The 13,717-nt window shown below is 70.2% G+C and carries 14 protein-coding genes and 1 tRNA gene; 5 read left to right on the forward strand and 10 right to left on the reverse strand.

All coding sequences use genetic code 11. The features are described 5' to 3' along the window. Positions 1–46 precede the first annotated feature (46 nt). A complete protein-coding gene (locus BJ969_RS00415; RefSeq protein ID WP_425503508.1) occupies positions 47–1,078 on the forward strand; it encodes a polyprenyl synthetase family protein in 1,032 nt (343 codons plus the stop codon). 315 nt (positions 1,079–1,393) lie between these two features. Then, positions 1,394–2,920, forward strand: a complete 1,527-nt coding sequence (locus BJ969_RS00420; protein WP_184476131.1) for a sunset domain-containing protein — start codon at positions 1,394–1,396, stop codon at positions 2,918–2,920. A 261-nt stretch (positions 2,921–3,181) separates the two neighbouring features. On the opposite strand, the gene BJ969_RS00425 is transcribed toward BJ969_RS00420, so the two are convergent. Next, positions 3,182–3,622, reverse strand: a complete 441-nt coding sequence (locus BJ969_RS00425) for an Lrp/AsnC family transcriptional regulator (RefSeq protein ID WP_184476133.1) — start codon at positions 3,620–3,622, stop codon at positions 3,182–3,184. 74 nt (positions 3,623–3,696) lie between these two features. Between BJ969_RS00425 and ddaH the strand changes: the two genes are divergently transcribed. Beyond that, positions 3,697–4,563: a dimethylargininase gene (ddaH, locus tag BJ969_RS00430; protein WP_184476136.1), complete on the forward strand. Its 867-nt coding sequence runs from the start codon at positions 3,697–3,699 to the stop codon at positions 4,561–4,563. A 51-nt stretch (positions 4,564–4,614) separates the two neighbouring features. Here the strand turns inward: ddaH and BJ969_RS00435 are convergent, their stop codons facing one another. After that, on the reverse strand, positions 4,615–5,523 hold the full coding sequence (locus BJ969_RS00435) for a YceI family protein (RefSeq protein ID WP_184476139.1): 909 nt from the start codon (positions 5,521–5,523) through the stop codon (positions 4,615–4,617). Positions 5,524–5,853: 330 nt separating this feature from the next. On the opposite strand from BJ969_RS00435, the gene htpX reads away from it, so the two are divergent. Next, complete coding sequence (gene htpX, locus BJ969_RS00440; protein WP_184484568.1) at positions 5,854–6,723, forward strand: zinc metalloprotease HtpX; 870 nt, start codon at positions 5,854–5,856, stop codon at positions 6,721–6,723. A gap of 7 nt (positions 6,724–6,730) precedes the next feature. Here the strand turns inward: htpX and rfbA are convergent, their stop codons facing one another. After that, positions 6,731–7,612, reverse strand: coding sequence for a glucose-1-phosphate thymidylyltransferase RfbA (gene rfbA, locus BJ969_RS00445; RefSeq protein ID WP_184476142.1), 882 nt, complete (start codon positions 7,610–7,612; stop codon positions 6,731–6,733). A gap of 314 nt (positions 7,613–7,926) precedes the next feature. Next, positions 7,927–8,418, reverse strand: a complete 492-nt coding sequence (locus BJ969_RS00450; RefSeq protein ID WP_184476146.1) for a YajQ family cyclic di-GMP-binding protein — start codon at positions 8,416–8,418, stop codon at positions 7,927–7,929. 125 nt (positions 8,419–8,543) lie between these two features. Here BJ969_RS00450 and BJ969_RS00455 point away from each other — a divergent pair. Beyond that, positions 8,544–8,624 (forward strand) — tRNA-Tyr (locus BJ969_RS00455). A 122-nt stretch (positions 8,625–8,746) separates the two neighbouring features. Here BJ969_RS00455 and BJ969_RS00460 read toward each other — a convergent pair. The 6 genes from BJ969_RS00460 to BJ969_RS00485 form a co-directional block, all read right to left on the reverse strand. Beyond that, positions 8,747–10,108 carry a tyrosine-type recombinase/integrase gene (locus BJ969_RS00460; RefSeq protein ID WP_184476149.1) on the reverse strand — a complete coding sequence of 454 codons (1,362 nt, stop codon included), beginning with the start codon at positions 10,106–10,108 and terminating at the stop codon, positions 8,747–8,749. After that, positions 10,105–10,392 carry a helix-turn-helix domain-containing protein gene (locus tag BJ969_RS30710; RefSeq protein ID WP_184476152.1) on the reverse strand — a complete coding sequence of 96 codons (288 nt, stop codon included), beginning with the start codon at positions 10,390–10,392 and terminating at the stop codon, positions 10,105–10,107. The genes BJ969_RS00460 and BJ969_RS30710 overlap by 4 nt, the downstream gene beginning before the upstream one ends. Then, positions 10,389–11,636, reverse strand: a complete 1,248-nt coding sequence (locus BJ969_RS00470; RefSeq protein ID WP_184476155.1) for a DUF3631 domain-containing protein — start codon at positions 11,634–11,636, stop codon at positions 10,389–10,391. Before BJ969_RS00470 ends, BJ969_RS30710 begins: the two co-directional genes overlap by 4 nt. A gap of 31 nt (positions 11,637–11,667) precedes the next feature. Next, positions 11,668–12,678 (reverse strand): bifunctional DNA primase/polymerase, encoded by a 1,011-nt coding sequence (locus BJ969_RS00475; protein WP_184476159.1) that lies wholly within the window; start codon positions 12,676–12,678, stop codon positions 11,668–11,670. Between the two features lie 18 nt (positions 12,679–12,696). Further along, positions 12,697–13,299, reverse strand: coding sequence for a GGDEF domain-containing protein (locus tag BJ969_RS00480; RefSeq protein ID WP_184476162.1), 603 nt, complete (start codon positions 13,297–13,299; stop codon positions 12,697–12,699). 81 nt (positions 13,300–13,380) lie between these two features. Continuing rightward, complete coding sequence (locus BJ969_RS00485; RefSeq protein ID WP_184476165.1) at positions 13,381–13,638, reverse strand: hypothetical protein; 258 nt, start codon at positions 13,636–13,638, stop codon at positions 13,381–13,383. Between the last annotated feature and the right edge of the window lie 79 nt (positions 13,639–13,717).

Raw genomic sequence — 13,717 nt, forward strand, 5'->3', positions numbered from 1 at the left:
GCCCGCCCGTAGGGCGATTCCGTGGGGGAGCGAAGGCGACGGTGACGTGAGCAGCCCATCTGGTGAACCGGTCGGGAACGTGGCTGGCAGTACTGCTGCGAGCGGGTTCGACATCGACGACCCGGCGCTGGCCGAATCGATCTCCGCGGGGATGGCCAGGGTCGAAGAACTGCTCCACGATTCGGTGCGCAGCGAGTTCGACTTCGCCACCCGCACCTCGCTGCACCTGGTGGACGCCGGCGGCAAGCGGTTCCGGCCGCTGTTCGCGCTGCTGGCGGCGCACTTCGCGGACCCGTCCCCGGACGAGGTGATCACTTCGGCGGCGGTCGTGGAGATGGTGCACCTCGCGACGCTGTACCACGACGACGTGATGGACGAGGCCACGATGCGCCGCGGCGCGACCAGCGCCAACATGCGCTGGGACAACTCGGTGGCCATCCTCACCGGCGACTTCCTGATGGCGCACGCCTCCCGGCTGGTCGCCGACCTCGGCGCCGACGCGGTGCGCCGGATGGCGACCACGTTCGAGGCGCTGGTCACGGGCCAGCTGCGGGAGACGATCGGCGTCGGCGACGGTCAGGACCCGGAGGAGCACTACCTCCAGGTGATCTACGAGAAGACCGGTTCGCTGATCGCGACCGCCGGGCGGTTCGGCGCCAACGCGGCGGGCGCGACGCCCGAGCAGGTGGCGGCGCTGGAGAGCTTCGGCAAGAGCATCGGCATCGCGTTCCAGATCTCCGACGACGTGATCGACATCGCCTCGGCCGCGACGGACTCCGGCAAGACGCCCGGCACCGACCTGCGGGAGGGCGTGCTGACCCTCCCGATGATCTACGCGCGGGATGCGGCGGACACCGATCCGCGCTTGCTCGAACTGCTGGGGCAGCCGCTGAGCTCGGACGACGACGTGTCGGAGGCGTTGAAGCTGCTGCGCGAGTCCAGCGGTCTGCGCCGGGCTCGCGGCAAGCTCGACGAGTACGCGCAGGACTCGCGAGCGGTCCTCGCGGAGCTCCCGGCCTGCTCCGCGCGGGACGCGTTGGAGGCTCTGGTTCACTACGTGGTGGCCCGGACCCGCTGAGGTCGGCTGGCGGGTGTTCGGGCCGCGGCACCTCGGGTGACGAATCGTCACCGGAGGCCTGCTCCGCGTAGCGGGATCGACGTCGGGTCGGTCCGCGGGCCGGGGCGGGTGGCGTCTCCGGCTCCCACGAAAGCGTGGGCAGTGGTGCTCGTGAGTGCCGGGAACTGAACACTAGGCGCGCTGATCCGCTCTTCCGGGTTCGATTCAGAGCCCGGTTCGAGGGATGGGCTGCGCCGAGGTACGGAGCGCAGCGTGTTCGGCGTAGCCTGTCGGAGCTCACGGTGCCCCACGTGGCCTTGGAGGAGGGCGTCGCCGGTGGTGTGGCTGTTTACGCAGGTGTGGTTGTGGAGTGTCGCCGCGTTCCTGCTCGGATCTGTGATCACTTGGTTGTTGTTCGTGGTCCCGCTGCGGCGGAAGCTGCGCAAGGTCAGGTCCGACTACGCGGAGAACGTGGCGCAGCAGGGCGCGCGCCACGACCGGCAGGTCCGGCGCCCGCACGACCCGGCGCCGCCGCGGAAGGTCGAGCGCACCACCGTGCAGCCGCGCTGGGAGCAGGAACCGGACGAGGACCCGCTGCCGGAGCCGCCCGAACCGGCGCCGCAGCCGCCGGCGCACACCGCCCGGCTGCCGCACCCGGGCGCGGAGCAGCCCGCCGGAGCCGACGCGCGCGCCGAGGTGTCGGTGCGCGGCGGCTCGCAGGTCGCCGACCTCGTCGTCGACGACGACGCGCCCCGCCCCGCCGAACAGCGCCCCACCGCGCAGCGCCCGCAGCAGCAGGCGGCGCCGGCGGCGCGGCCCACCGGGGCCTGGCAGGAGGACGAGAGCGCCTACGCGGGCCGCTCCAGCGGCGGCTGGTGGCCCAGCCGCGGCCGGGACGACGAGACGCCCGCGCCGGCGAACCGGTCCGCGCCGTGGACCATCCCCGCCGACCACGAGCCCGAGGACGACGCTCCGCGTCCGTCCTCCGCCGACATCGGGCAGGCGCTCGGCCGCGGCGAGAGCACGTCCGTCGACCCGGTGACCGACCGCCCGGCCGAGTCGGCGAGCACCTGGTTCCAGAAGGACGACGCGCCCGAATCCGCCGAGCCGACGCGGCCCGCGGAATCGACCGGCGGCGGCACCGAGATCTTCGCCCGGCCCGACGTCGGCTCCGAGGCTCCCGCCAGGTCCGGGCCGCCGGGACTGTCCGGCGCGGCCGAGCTGTCCGCGGCCCTGGGCCTCTCGGACCTGTCGAGCTCGCCGCGACCGGCCGCCGAGCCGGCCCGCGACACCGCTGAGCCGGTGCGGGAGACCGCCGAACCGGTGCGGGACGTCGCCGAACCGGTGCGGGAAACCGCCGAACCGGCTCCGGAGCCGGAACCCGAGCCCGAACCGGAGCAGCCCGCCGAACCCGCCGCGTCCGACCGGGCAGAGGAACGCGAGGACGACCACGGCTTCGCGGGCAACCTGCGCGCGCTGGTGGAAAGCCGGGGCAGCGAGTTCGCCGACTCGGCGGGCACGCCCAGCCACTCCCCGGACGTGCCGGTGATCGCGGAGTCGGAGCAGACCCCGCTGCCGCGCCGCACGCCCGGCGCCGGGCCGCGCCCCGGGATGCCGCAGCCCCCGCGTTCGCAGGGCGCCGCGTGGCACGCCGACCCGCAGGCGCAGGCCAACCGCAGGCGCGAGTCGCTCGCCGCGCCGCAGGAGCCCTCGCAGCAGGACGGCCACATGATCAAGGGCGATTTCGGTTCGCGGCGCTACCACGCGCCGGACTCGCCGCACTACGACCGGATCGTCGCCGAGGTCTGGTTCCGCAGCGAAGTCGACGCCGAAGAAGCAGGCTTCGTAGCCTGGAACGACTGACCGAACGCTCTGTCTTTGATCTTGGCCTGCGTAGCTGGTCGTTCAGCGGAACCTCAGCGGCTTCCTCGCTGCGGGATCTTTTTTCCAAGTGGCTCCGCCACGAGGAAAAAAGCTGTCCTCGCGAGGAAGCCGCTGAGAACCCGCCGGTGGTCGTCTTGCTTTGGTGGTCACTGCTCAGCGGCTGCGCCGCTGACAGGACAACGACCGATGACGTCGCTCGCCTGGTGAGGCACGGTCAAAGACAGGCGTTGAACCGGTCGCTCACGGTTGCGGTGGGCGCTCCAGCAGGCGGGACAGCACCACCGTCGACACGGTGCGGCTGATGAACTCCACCGCGCGCAACCGTTCCAGCGCGGTCTCCAGGTGGTGGATGTCCGCGGCCCGCAGGTGCACGATCGCGTCGGCCGGGCCGGACACCGTGTAGGCGGCCACCACCTCCGGCAGCGGTTCCAGGCCGCTGCGGATGCGGTGCGTGGGCACGTTGCCGTGGCAGTGCACCTCGACGAAGGCCTCCGTGCCCCACCCCAGCGCCTCCGGGTCGACGACCGCGGTGAACCCGCGCAGGATTCCCAGGTCCAGCAGCTTGTCCACCCGGCGCTTCACCGCGGGGGCGGAGAGCCCGACCACGGCGCCGATCTCGGCGTAGCTCGCCCGCGCGTCCGTCACCAGCTGCGAAACGATTCGCTGATCCAAGGTGTCCATGCGCAACATACTGCCGCAATTCGCGCAATGGAGCGTTATTGAACGTCGTCGGAGGCCCGATTAGATTTCGTATCATGACGGTCACCGCCGCATTCGCGGATCAGCAGGCCGCGCCGCGCCCCGGCGCCCGCACTCCCACGTTGCGCAACTACGTGATGTGCCCGCCGGAGCACTTCGCGGTGGAGTACGTGATCAACCCGTGGATGGATCCGGACGAACCGGTCGACGTCGCGGTGGCGATGCGGCAGTGGCGGGAGCTCAAGGAGACCTACGAGCGGCTCGGCCACGCCGTGTCGGTGGTGCCCGCGCAGCCGGGGCTGCCGGACATGGTGTTCGCGGCGAACTCCGGCACCGTCGTCGGCGGCCGGGTGCTGGGCTCCCGGTTCCGGGCCGAGCAGCGCGCGGCGGAGGCCGAGCACTTCCGCCGCTGGTTCGGCGAGAACGGCTACCGCGAGATCGTGATGCCCGCGCGGATCAACGAGGCCGAGGGCGATTTCGCGTGGACCGGTGGCCTGCTGCTGGCGGGCACCGGTTTCCGCACCGACCCGGAAGCGCACGCGGAGGCGCAGGAGGCGCTGGGCGTGCCGGTGGTCTCGCTGCGGCTGGTCGACGCCCGCTACTACCACCTGGACACCGCGCTGTTCGTCCTGGAGCAGGGCGCGCACCCGCAGATCGCCTACTACCCGGAGGCGTTCTCGCCGGGTTCGCGACGGGTGCTGCAGCGGTTGTTCCCGGACGCGGTGATCGCCGACGCCGCCGACGCCTCGTGCCTCGGGCTCAACGGCGTCTCGGACGGCCGCAACGTGGTGCTGCCGCTGGAGGCGACCGGACTGGCGGAGCAGCTGCGGGCGCGCGGGTACGAGCCGATCCACGTCGACGTCTCGGAGCTGCGAAAGTCGGGCGGTGGCCCGAAGTGCTGCACGATGGAACTGCACGGCTGAGCTGATCAGCAGGGAGCGCCGACGGTTCCCCGCAACCGTCGGCGCGGGCGATCACTGCTCCAGCACGGCCTGCACGCCGAGTTCGATCTCGACGGTCGGGCCGACGACGGCGATGCCCTTGGCGAGCGTCGCCTGCCAGTTCACCGCGTAGTCCTCGCGGCGCAGGCTGGTGGTGGCGCGGCAGGCGGCCCGGCGGTCGCTGTCGAAGCCGGGGCCCTGCCAGGTGCGCTGCCCCAGGTAGGCGGTGTCGAGCTGCACGTTGCTGCTGCTGCCGCGCAGCGTGAACGCGCCGTCGATCAGCCAGCGGTCGCCGCGGACCTGGTGGAACTTCGTGCTGCTGAAGTACAGCTTCGGGTAGTTCTCCACGTCGAGGAAGTCCGCCGACTTCAGGTGCGTGTCCCGCATGTTCACGCCGGTGTCGATGCTGTCGGCGTCGATCACCACGTCGATCCGGGAGTCCTCGAAGCGCGGCGCGACCTGGATCTGGCCTTCGAAGGCGTTGAACCGCCCGCGGATCTTCGACATGCCGACGTGCTGCGCGACGAAGTGGATCTCGGTGTGGGTGGGGTCGAAGGTCCACACGCCCGGCTGGGGCAGCGCCAGCGAGTTGTCCGACTCCAGCCGCACGCCGCCGAGCGAGGTGTGCTGGTTGACCCGCACCTCGATGCGCGCGCTCTTGCGCTTGAACCCGCCGGCGCTGATCGAGATCTTGTGCATGCCCGGTTGCACCGTTGCGAGGAACGAGCCGTAGCTGTCCGTCTCGGAGTGCGCGATCTGCTGGTTGAGCCGGTCGGTGATGGTGACCAGCGCACCCGGCAGCAGCTTGCCCATCTCGTCGTGCACCTGGCAGCTGATCACGCCGCCATCGAGGGGGGTTTCCGGCAGGTATCCGGCGTTTCCGGCGCCGGGCCGTGGAGCGGCGCCGGTGTTGCCGCGACGCCTGCGCAATTTGGCGAACATCTGGGATCCTTTCCGCTCTCCCGCCGACCCCCAGGCGGGAAAGTTGTTCATTTCGGTGGCGCGGCCATGCTAGGCCCGACGGATCTTGGTGTCCCGGTCCCATGTGGTCTGATCGCACCGTTGCAGGTCATCGTTGCACCATGGTCGAATCGGTCTGGACCTACCGGGTGGCGTGGGGCACGCCACGAGAGCGGAACTTCGGTCGTCCGCCGCGCGTTTTCCCTATGACTCCCGACCACGTCGACGAGTGACGTCGCAGGTCGAGGGCGTTTCAGCAGAGCCCGGAGGAGACACACGGTGAGCAGCGACAGGCACGGAGGGCGCGGCGTGGTGGGCGGGCATTTCAACGGACTCAAGACCGCGCTGCTGCTCGGCGGGATGAGCGCCCTGGTCCTTCTGGTCGGCTCCTTGTTCGGCCGGATGGGCCTGGTCATCGCGTTGGTCGTGGCGCTGGGCATGAACGGCTACGCCTATTTCAATTCGGCAAAGCTGGCGTTGCGTTCCATGCACGCGCGTCCCGTGTCCGAAGCGGAGCAGCCCGCGATGTACCGCATCGTCCGGGAACTGGCCACCTCCGCCCGCCAGCCGATGCCCGCGCTGTACCTCAGCCCGACGCGGGCGCCGAACGCGTTCGCCACCGGCCGCAACCCGCGCAACGCCGCCGTCTGCTGCACGACCGGCATCCTCGAACTGCTCGACGAGCGGGAGCTGCGCGCCGTGCTCGGCCACGAGCTGTCCCACGTCTACAACCGGGACATCCTGATCTCCAGCGTCGCGGGGGCGCTGGCGAGCGTGGTGACGTTCCTGGCGAACTTCGGGATGTTGTTCGGGATGTTCGGCGGCAACGACGAGAACCGGCCGAGCCCGGTGGCGATGCTGCTGATCGCCCTGCTCGGGCCCGTCGCGGCGGGCGTGGTGCAGATGGCGGTGAGCCGGTCCCGGGAGTACCAGGCGGACGCGTCCGGCGCCGAGCTCACCGGGGACCCGCTGGCGCTGGCCTCGGCGCTGCGCAAGCTGGAGCGCGGCACGCAGGAGGCCCCGCTCGCCCCGGACCCGAAGCTCGTGTCGCAGTCGCACCTGATGATCGCCAACCCGTTCCGCCCCGGTGAGCGGATGGCGCGATTGTTCTCCACCCACCCGCCCATCAGCGACCGGGTGCAACGCCTGGAAGGCATGGCGGGCCGGCGCCTCATGCCGTGAGCCGGCGTCAGGTGGTGGCGCCGGCCGAGCGGGCCACTTCCATGACGTATTCGCCGTAGGCGGACTTCGCGAGCTTGGTGCCCAGCGCGTGGCACTGCTCCGCGGAGATGAAGCCCATCCGCAGCGCGATCTCCTCCAGGCACGCGATGCGGACTCCCTGGCGGTGCTCCAGCACCTGCACGAACTGGCCGGCTTCCAGCAGCGAATCGTGGGTGCCGGTGTCCAGCCAGGCGTAGCCGCGGCCCAGCTCCGTCAGGTGCGCCCGCCCTTGCCGCAGGTAGGCCATGTTGACGTCGGTGATCTCCAGCTCGCCGCGCGGCGACGGCGTCAGGCCGCGGGCGATGTCCACCACGTCGTTGTCGTAGAAGTAGAGGCCGGTGATGGCCTTGTTGGACCGCGGCTGCTCCGGCTTCTCCACGATGGACACGAGCTTCCCGTCGGAGTCGACCTCGCCGACGCCGTAGCGGTGCGGGTCGCGCACCGGGTAGCCGAACAGCGTGCACCCGTGCAGGTCGCGGGTGCTCTGCTGCAACACCCGGGAGAACCCCTGGCCGTAGAAGATGTTGTCGCCCAGCACCAGCGCCACCGGGTCGGAGCCGATGAAGTCCGCGCCGATCACGAAGGCCTCGGCGAGCCCGTTCGGCTGCGGCTGCTCCGCGTACTCGATGCTGATGCCGAACTGCGAACCGTCCCCGAGCAGCCGCTGGAACAGCGGCAGGTCCACCGGGGTGGAGATGAGCAGGACGTCCCGGATCCCGGCGAGCATCAGCACCGACAGCGGGTAGTACACCATCGGCTTGTCGTAGACGGGCAGCAGCTGCTTCGACACGCCCTGCGTCAACGGGTGCAGCCGGGTGCCGCTGCCACCCGCGAGCACGATTCCCTTCACCCGGACATCCCTCCAGAGCCTGTCGGTCGTCACCACGGTAGACGACCCGGCCCTGGAGGTAACCGCAGTTTCCCGCCCGCAGTGGCCCGTTCCACGCCCGCGCCGAGAGCCTGAGCCGCTCAAGATCAATGCGAAAGCGCTCCGGCGGGGCCGAGGCCGCGGCGGAGCGTGTTCGGGCGGCTACGGCGACGACAGGCGGTGTTCCGGGCGCCCGACGTGATCGTCACGCCCGGGATCCCCGGACCGGGTGCCGAACCTGCCCTGCCTGGCACCCGGCCTGGTTCCACGACCGGCCCGCGGCGAAGCGGCCGGGATCAGCGGAAGTTCTCGAACTGCAGCGCCACGTCGAAGTCGGTGGACTTCAACAGCTGGATCACGTTCTGCAGGTCGTCCTTCTTCTTGCCCGAGACCCGCAGCTGCTCGCCCTGGATCTGAGCCTGCACGCCCTTCGGGCCCTCGTCGCGGATCTTCTTCGAGATCTTCTTCGCCACGTCCTGCTCGATGCCCTGCACGACCTTGCCGCTGACCCGGTACACCTGCCCGGAGCTGGCGGGCTCACCCACGTCGAACGCCTTCAACGAGATGCCGCGCTTGATCAGCTTCTCCTTGAACACCTCGATCGCGGCCCGGCACCGCTCCTCGGTCTCGGACTCCAGCGCGATCGCCTCCTGCCCCGACCACTGGATCTTCGTGCCCGTACCGCGGAAGTCGAACCGGTTCGCCAACTCCTTGGCGGCCTGGTTCAGCGCGTTGTCCACTTCCTGCCGGTCCACCTTGCTCACCACGTCGAACGACGGGTCTGCCACCTCGCATACCTCCTGTTGGAACGGGACGTCTCGCCCGGACACGCTACCGGCACCACCCCCTCCGGAACCGGTCGACGCACACCTGTATTCTTGTCCCCGCAAGCCAGCGCGAGCTGGCAGGCGAAGCCAGGTTGCCCGAGCGGCCAAAGGGAGCTGACTGTAAATCAGCCGCGCAAGCTTCGGAGGTTCGAATCCTCCACCTGGCACACCAGCCACAACGGCCCGGTGACCTGCAAAGACAGGGTCACCGGGCCGTTTTGCGTTGTCCGGTCGTGTCCGGCTGACTACGGCCGTTGGCGGGTGTCTGTGCCGAATGCGTGCCGAAATCTCACCGGTCGCCGAGCAGGTCTTGGACCCGCTGCCGAGCCGCTGTCTCGCCTCCGTCGAGGCACTTCGCGTAGACCCGAAGCAGGACGTGAACGCTGTGCCCCGCCCACTCGGCTACTCGCGTCGGCTCCACGCCCGCGTTGAGCCAGGTGGACACCGCGGCGTGGCGGAGGTCGTAGGGCCGCTTCGCCAATGGCGACGCCTGGACCTCCTCGGTGAACACCGCAGCACGGGCACGCGCCCACACGCGGCCGTAGACGCTGCTTCCGAGCCGCCCGCCGCTCCGCTGGCCGGGGAACAGCCGGCCATCGGGCGCGGTGCCGTACAGCCGCAGATGGCGGTTCAGGTAGTTCGTGAGTCCCGGCGAGCAGGGGACCGGGCGGCCCACTCCGTCTTCCCGGTGTTTGAGCCCGCGTACTTCGCTGCGGGTTCTGCTGTCGCTCCACTGGCTACCAACTTCGGGGGCGGCTTGTTCGAGGTAGATCTCACCCCATCCACTGCTGGGAAGAGCGAGGTTGCGCTTACTGATTTCGGCGGCCTCCTCCGGGCGCAGAGCGCCAAAGTAGAGCAGCGCGAAGAACGCGGTCAGCCTGTCGTTGATGTCCTCCACCGCATTGAGCAGGGTTCGGGCCTGAACTGGATTGGCCACGCTCCGGCGGTCCACCAGCCGAAGTGAAGTCGTCGCCTTCTTCAGCTTGATCTCGGTCATCGGATTCGTCCGGAGCAGGTTCCTTTCCCGCGCGAAGTCGAGTGCTTCCTTCAACGTCGTTCGCCGTAGCCGCACGGTGTTCGCGGCAGCCCTCCCGCCGTCATGGTTGTAATCGAGTGCGCTAAGCAGCTTCCGGAGAGCGTCAGGCTCGGAAAGCTCGGAGACGTGACGACTGTTCCGGCCGAACCAGCGCAACCACCCGGTGATCTCCTCGGGGTGGGCCGCGCTGCGCGTGGTCGTGCTGAACGCGGAGCGGAGCGCCTTGCTCGCCGCCTGCCTGTCCCGCCCGTCGAGCGGAGCGCGCAGCAGCGCGAGAGTGATCGGAATCAGGGAATCCGCGATGCTCTTCCGACTGTTCGGCGCGATGTCGGGCCACTTCATGTCGACGTACTCACACGCGAACTCGAACCAGGTCTGCTGGGCTGCGGCCTGCTGCTGCATGGTGACCGGAAGGCCGGTCGTGCACTCGAACGCGATCCCGTTCCGCGTCGCCGTGACGAGCTTCGACCGGAAGGCATCCGCGAGGTTGAAGGTGCTGAACGGCTCCTTGAACCGTTGAGTGGCGGCTCGCCAGCGCACCCAGTAGGTCGTCTTCGTCTTCCCCGTCCACTTGTCGATGGACCAGATGCGGACATCGTGAGTGGTCTCGCTCATGCGGCGTCCTCCAGGTCGATCAGCCAGCGATCCGCTTCAGTGCGGCGGATTCGGAGCCCGCCGTTCGGCAACTTCACGCACGCGGGGCCGATGCCCTTCGCACGCCACTCGTAGAAGGTCGAGCGCGAGATCTTCATCTGCCCGCAGAACTCCGGGACGGTCAGGAGCGCGGTTCGGCGCTCAACGCGGGGCGGTTTGGTGGCGGTAGCGCTCTTCTGACTGGACTTCGGAGGAATCGGGGCTCCCGTGGGCGAGGCGCGGCGACTTTGGCGGCGGTCGGTCATGCGGCGCCCCTTTCGGTGGTGGAGGGGGAAGCCGTCCCAGACGTCCCAGGCGTCGCGATGCTGGTCAGGCTGGGACGGTTTGGTTCGGTGGGACGCTTTGATCCGTCCCAGGGGTGCAAGGCGTCCCGCGTTGAGCTGGGCGGCGACGCTTGGGACGGCCGGGACGGCTCACCCCCAGGGGGTGAGCAGTAGCGGGTCCAGGCGTCGAGGAAGTCCGAGCGGCGGTAGCCCTTGGACTGGGTTCCGTCGGGGAAGCGGACGTTGCCGGAGCGGATGTCGAACTCGCCGAGCAGCCGGGCGAGCTTGGCTTGGGTGAGGCCTTGGGCGCCGTAGTCGCGCCAGGGTGCTTCGGGGTCGGCGTTGAGCTGGCGGATGAGTTCGCCGCTGGCGATCTCGTACTGATCGCCGAAGGCGGTGCGGCAGTCCACCAGTAGCCGGGTGCGCAGGGTTCCTTCGTTGTCGCCTTGGGACTCGGCGATCAGCGTGAGAGCGGCTTGGCGTGCCCGGTCGGGCCAGTCGCCGCCCGCGTGGTCGGCGACCGCGATCAGCGGTTCCCAGGTGTCGGCGGCGCGGTCTTCGATGGGCATCGGGGGTTCGGCGCGTTCGAGTTGGGCCAGGTCGGTGCGGAGCCAGTCGCCGATCCGTCCGGCGAGTTCCACGAGCGCGGGCCGGTCGCGTCGGTGCCGGTAGGGGGCGACTTTTTCGCCGGGTGCGCGGCGGCGCATGCGGATCACGACGGCGCGGTCTTCGATGGTGTCGGGCATGGTGCCGATTCCGGCGAGCGCGGCCATCGCGAACGTGGCGATCGATTCGACGCGGTTGGTGGCGGCGTCGTAGCGCTTGGCCGGGCGGTTGCGCTGGTGTCCGGCGTTGAGCAGCCCGCGCAGGTCCTCGTTCCCGTCGGCGTTGGGGCCGAAGATCGTGTCCGCCTCGTCGACGAGCATCGTGGGCGGGTCCTCGGTGATGGATCGGTACACGGCGGCCGGGCTGGCGTTGACGGTCAGGAACGGGTCGTGGCAGGTGGCCTCCACGACGTCGAGCAGGCGAGATTTCCCGCAGCGCTTCTCCGGGGCGCGGATGACCAGGCGCGGGGCGTGTGCCCAGGCGAGTTGTGCATGGCTGGCGGCGGTCCAGAGGACGACGGCGTCCAGGGCGTGCGGGCTGGGCAGGATCACGTAGCGGGTCAGGGCCGCGTGCAGCTCGTCGAGGAGTGCGGCGCCGGCGCGGGCGGGTTGAGGCTTCATCGGGGTGTCTCCAGGCGGGTCGATGGGGTGGTCATGCGGTATGGCCGTAGCCGTGGAGGGAGTCCGGTCCGTCGCGTGCGCCGCGTTGCCAGCCGCGTGCGGCGTTGCGGCGGGCGGTGGCTACCTCGATCGGTTTGCCGGTGCGCTGGCGGCGGCGGATCGCGGCGTCCACCAGGGCGTCGATGGCGTCGTGTTCGGACCACGGGGCCGTGTCGTGGACGACGAGGTTCGCCAGCCGCCGGGCGGAGGCGTAAAGGAGTCGCCAGCGCTCCCCGTCGCGGGTTTCGACCTTGTGCAGCTCGTCGTCCCAGACCCGCCGCCAGTAGCCGGGCGCATGGCCACCAGCCGGTCCAGCGGGAAGGTTGGGAGCCTCCCCCGGTTCGATCGCCGGGGGCGGCGGTACGGCTCGGCGAGCCAGCCAGTCGGGAAGCTCGGCGATGTCGATTCGGTTGGAGGTCCGTTCGTAGGTGCCGGTGCAGTCCTCCGGCGGCGCGGTGATCCGGCACGCCGGAGCCACCACGTAGCCACCCTGGGCACGGATGTCGATCTGGTGGCCGACTCGACCGCTGGCGTCACTGGTGGCGTCGAGCCCTGCCGGAGCCCGGAAGTACAGGTGCCTTCCGCCGCTCGGTGTCGAGATCTCCAGCGTCTCTGGCAAGTGCACGTTCTCGGCCGTGGTGATGGCGTGCAGTGCTTCCAACCCGTCCGCTACCTGGAGGGGCACGTCGTCTGCGGCGGGTGCGGCTGGTTTGGGCTTGCGGTCCAGGTCGAGGACCACCAGCCCGGACGGGCCGGTACTGATGCCGACGTTGGCGCGCGGGGTGTGCGTCCACCAATGGCGGATCACGGCCGGGTCGGTGGTGGCCGAGAGGTAGCCGTGGCACGGCACAGCGGCTGTCAGGCAGCGGCACTCGGTGGGAGTGCACTTGTCGGCCTTGCAGTACAGGCAGTTTCCGAACGGGCGCTTGCTGTTCGGCCGCAGCGGGAAGACGTACAGCCCGTGGTGTGCGAGCCAGGTGGCGAGTTCGAGCGAAGTCGTCATGGGTTCTCCTCTGGTGGCTCAGGCCGTGCGGTCCGGCGGCGTCAGGTCTCGGACTCGGCGAGGTCGTCCGGCCAGCGCCACGGCTGACCGTTGGGCGTGCTTGGCCCGGTACATCCGCCGGTCGGCCGCGCCGAGCAGCTCGCCGAGCGGGGCGCCGGCCTCGGCGACGGCCAGGCCGACGCTGCCCAGCGCGGTGAGGCGCCGGCCCCGCACTTCCAGCGGCTCGGCGAGTACCTGGGCGATCTCGTCGGCCCGGCGCTTCGCCGCCGCACGGCTGCCGATGTGGCCGAGGTGGACGGCGAATTCGTCGCCGTGCAGCCGCACGGCTCGCTCACCCGGCGCGGTGTTCTCCGCGAGGCGGGTGGCGACGGCGGCCAAGACCTCGTTGCCGAAGTCGTGGCCGTGGGTGTCGTTGATGGCCTTGAAGTGGTCCAGGTCGATGAGCAGCGCCCCGACGAGCCCAGACCGGCGGGTGCGGCGTGCGTGGCGTCGGAGTGCGGCGCGGTTGCCGATGCCGGTGAGTTCGTCGGTGTGCAATCGGCGGTCCAGGAAGGCCGCTGCGGTGGTGGCGGCCGCGGCCCATCCGGCGGTCATCAAGGGCAAGGTGAGTTCTGCGAACATGAGCGGTGCGCTCCTTCGGGAGTGAAGTGGTCCCGCCCGTCGGACTCCGGCCAGAGACAGCCGGGCGGGACCGCGGTTTCCTCAGCGGTTGCGGCGGTTCTTGCGGTGCAGACGCCGGTAGGCGTTCCACGCCTTGAGCCCGGCTCGGGGCCGCAGTCCGGTGCTCTTGCACGCGCCGCAGAGCCGGATGGCGCGGAGGAACGGGGAGCGGAATTTGCCCTCTCCGTGGCAGGTCCGGCAGGCCTTGAACGGCCAGAGCACGCAGCTCGCGATGTAACCGAGCGTGATGATGATCAGGGCGGCGATGAGGATGGTGCTCGCGGAGTTTGCGGGGGTCACAGGTGGCCTCCAGGCGGTTTCGGGCACAGATCGGCCCGCACGCCTCTAGGAACTAGGGCGCTGGTGGCAAACGGAATGG

This window comes from Saccharopolyspora gloriosae, assembly GCF_014203325.1.
Classification (GTDB): Bacteria; Actinomycetota; Actinomycetes; order Mycobacteriales; family Pseudonocardiaceae; genus Saccharopolyspora_C; species Saccharopolyspora_C gloriosae.

Excerpts from the sequence above, each read along its gene's own strand:
- BJ969_RS00460 (WP_184476149.1), bottom strand. The coding sequence starts at position 10,108 with ATGAGCGAGACCACTCACGATGTCCGCATCTGGTCCATCGACAAGTGG.
- BJ969_RS00425 (WP_184476133.1), bottom strand. The coding sequence starts at position 3,622 with ATGGACACCTTGGATCAGCGAATCGTTTCGCAGCTGGTGACGGACGCG.
- BJ969_RS00470 (WP_184476155.1), bottom strand. The coding sequence starts at position 11,636 with ATGAAGCCTCAACCCGCCCGCGCCGGCGCCGCACTCCTCGACGAGCTG.
- BJ969_RS00435 (WP_184476139.1), bottom strand. The coding sequence starts at position 5,523 with ATGTTCGCCAAATTGCGCAGGCGTCGCGGCAACACCGGCGCCGCTCCA.
- BJ969_RS00480 (WP_184476162.1), bottom strand. The coding sequence starts at position 13,299 with ATGTTCGCAGAACTCACCTTGCCCTTGATGACCGCCGGATGGGCCGCG.
- ddaH (WP_184476136.1), top strand. The coding sequence starts at position 3,697 with ATGACGGTCACCGCCGCATTCGCGGATCAGCAGGCCGCGCCGCGCCCC.
- BJ969_RS00475 (WP_184476159.1), bottom strand. The coding sequence starts at position 12,678 with ATGACGACTTCGCTCGAACTCGCCACCTGGCTCGCACACCACGGGCTG.
- BJ969_RS30710 (WP_184476152.1), bottom strand. The coding sequence starts at position 10,392 with ATGACCGACCGCCGCCAAAGTCGCCGCGCCTCGCCCACGGGAGCCCCG.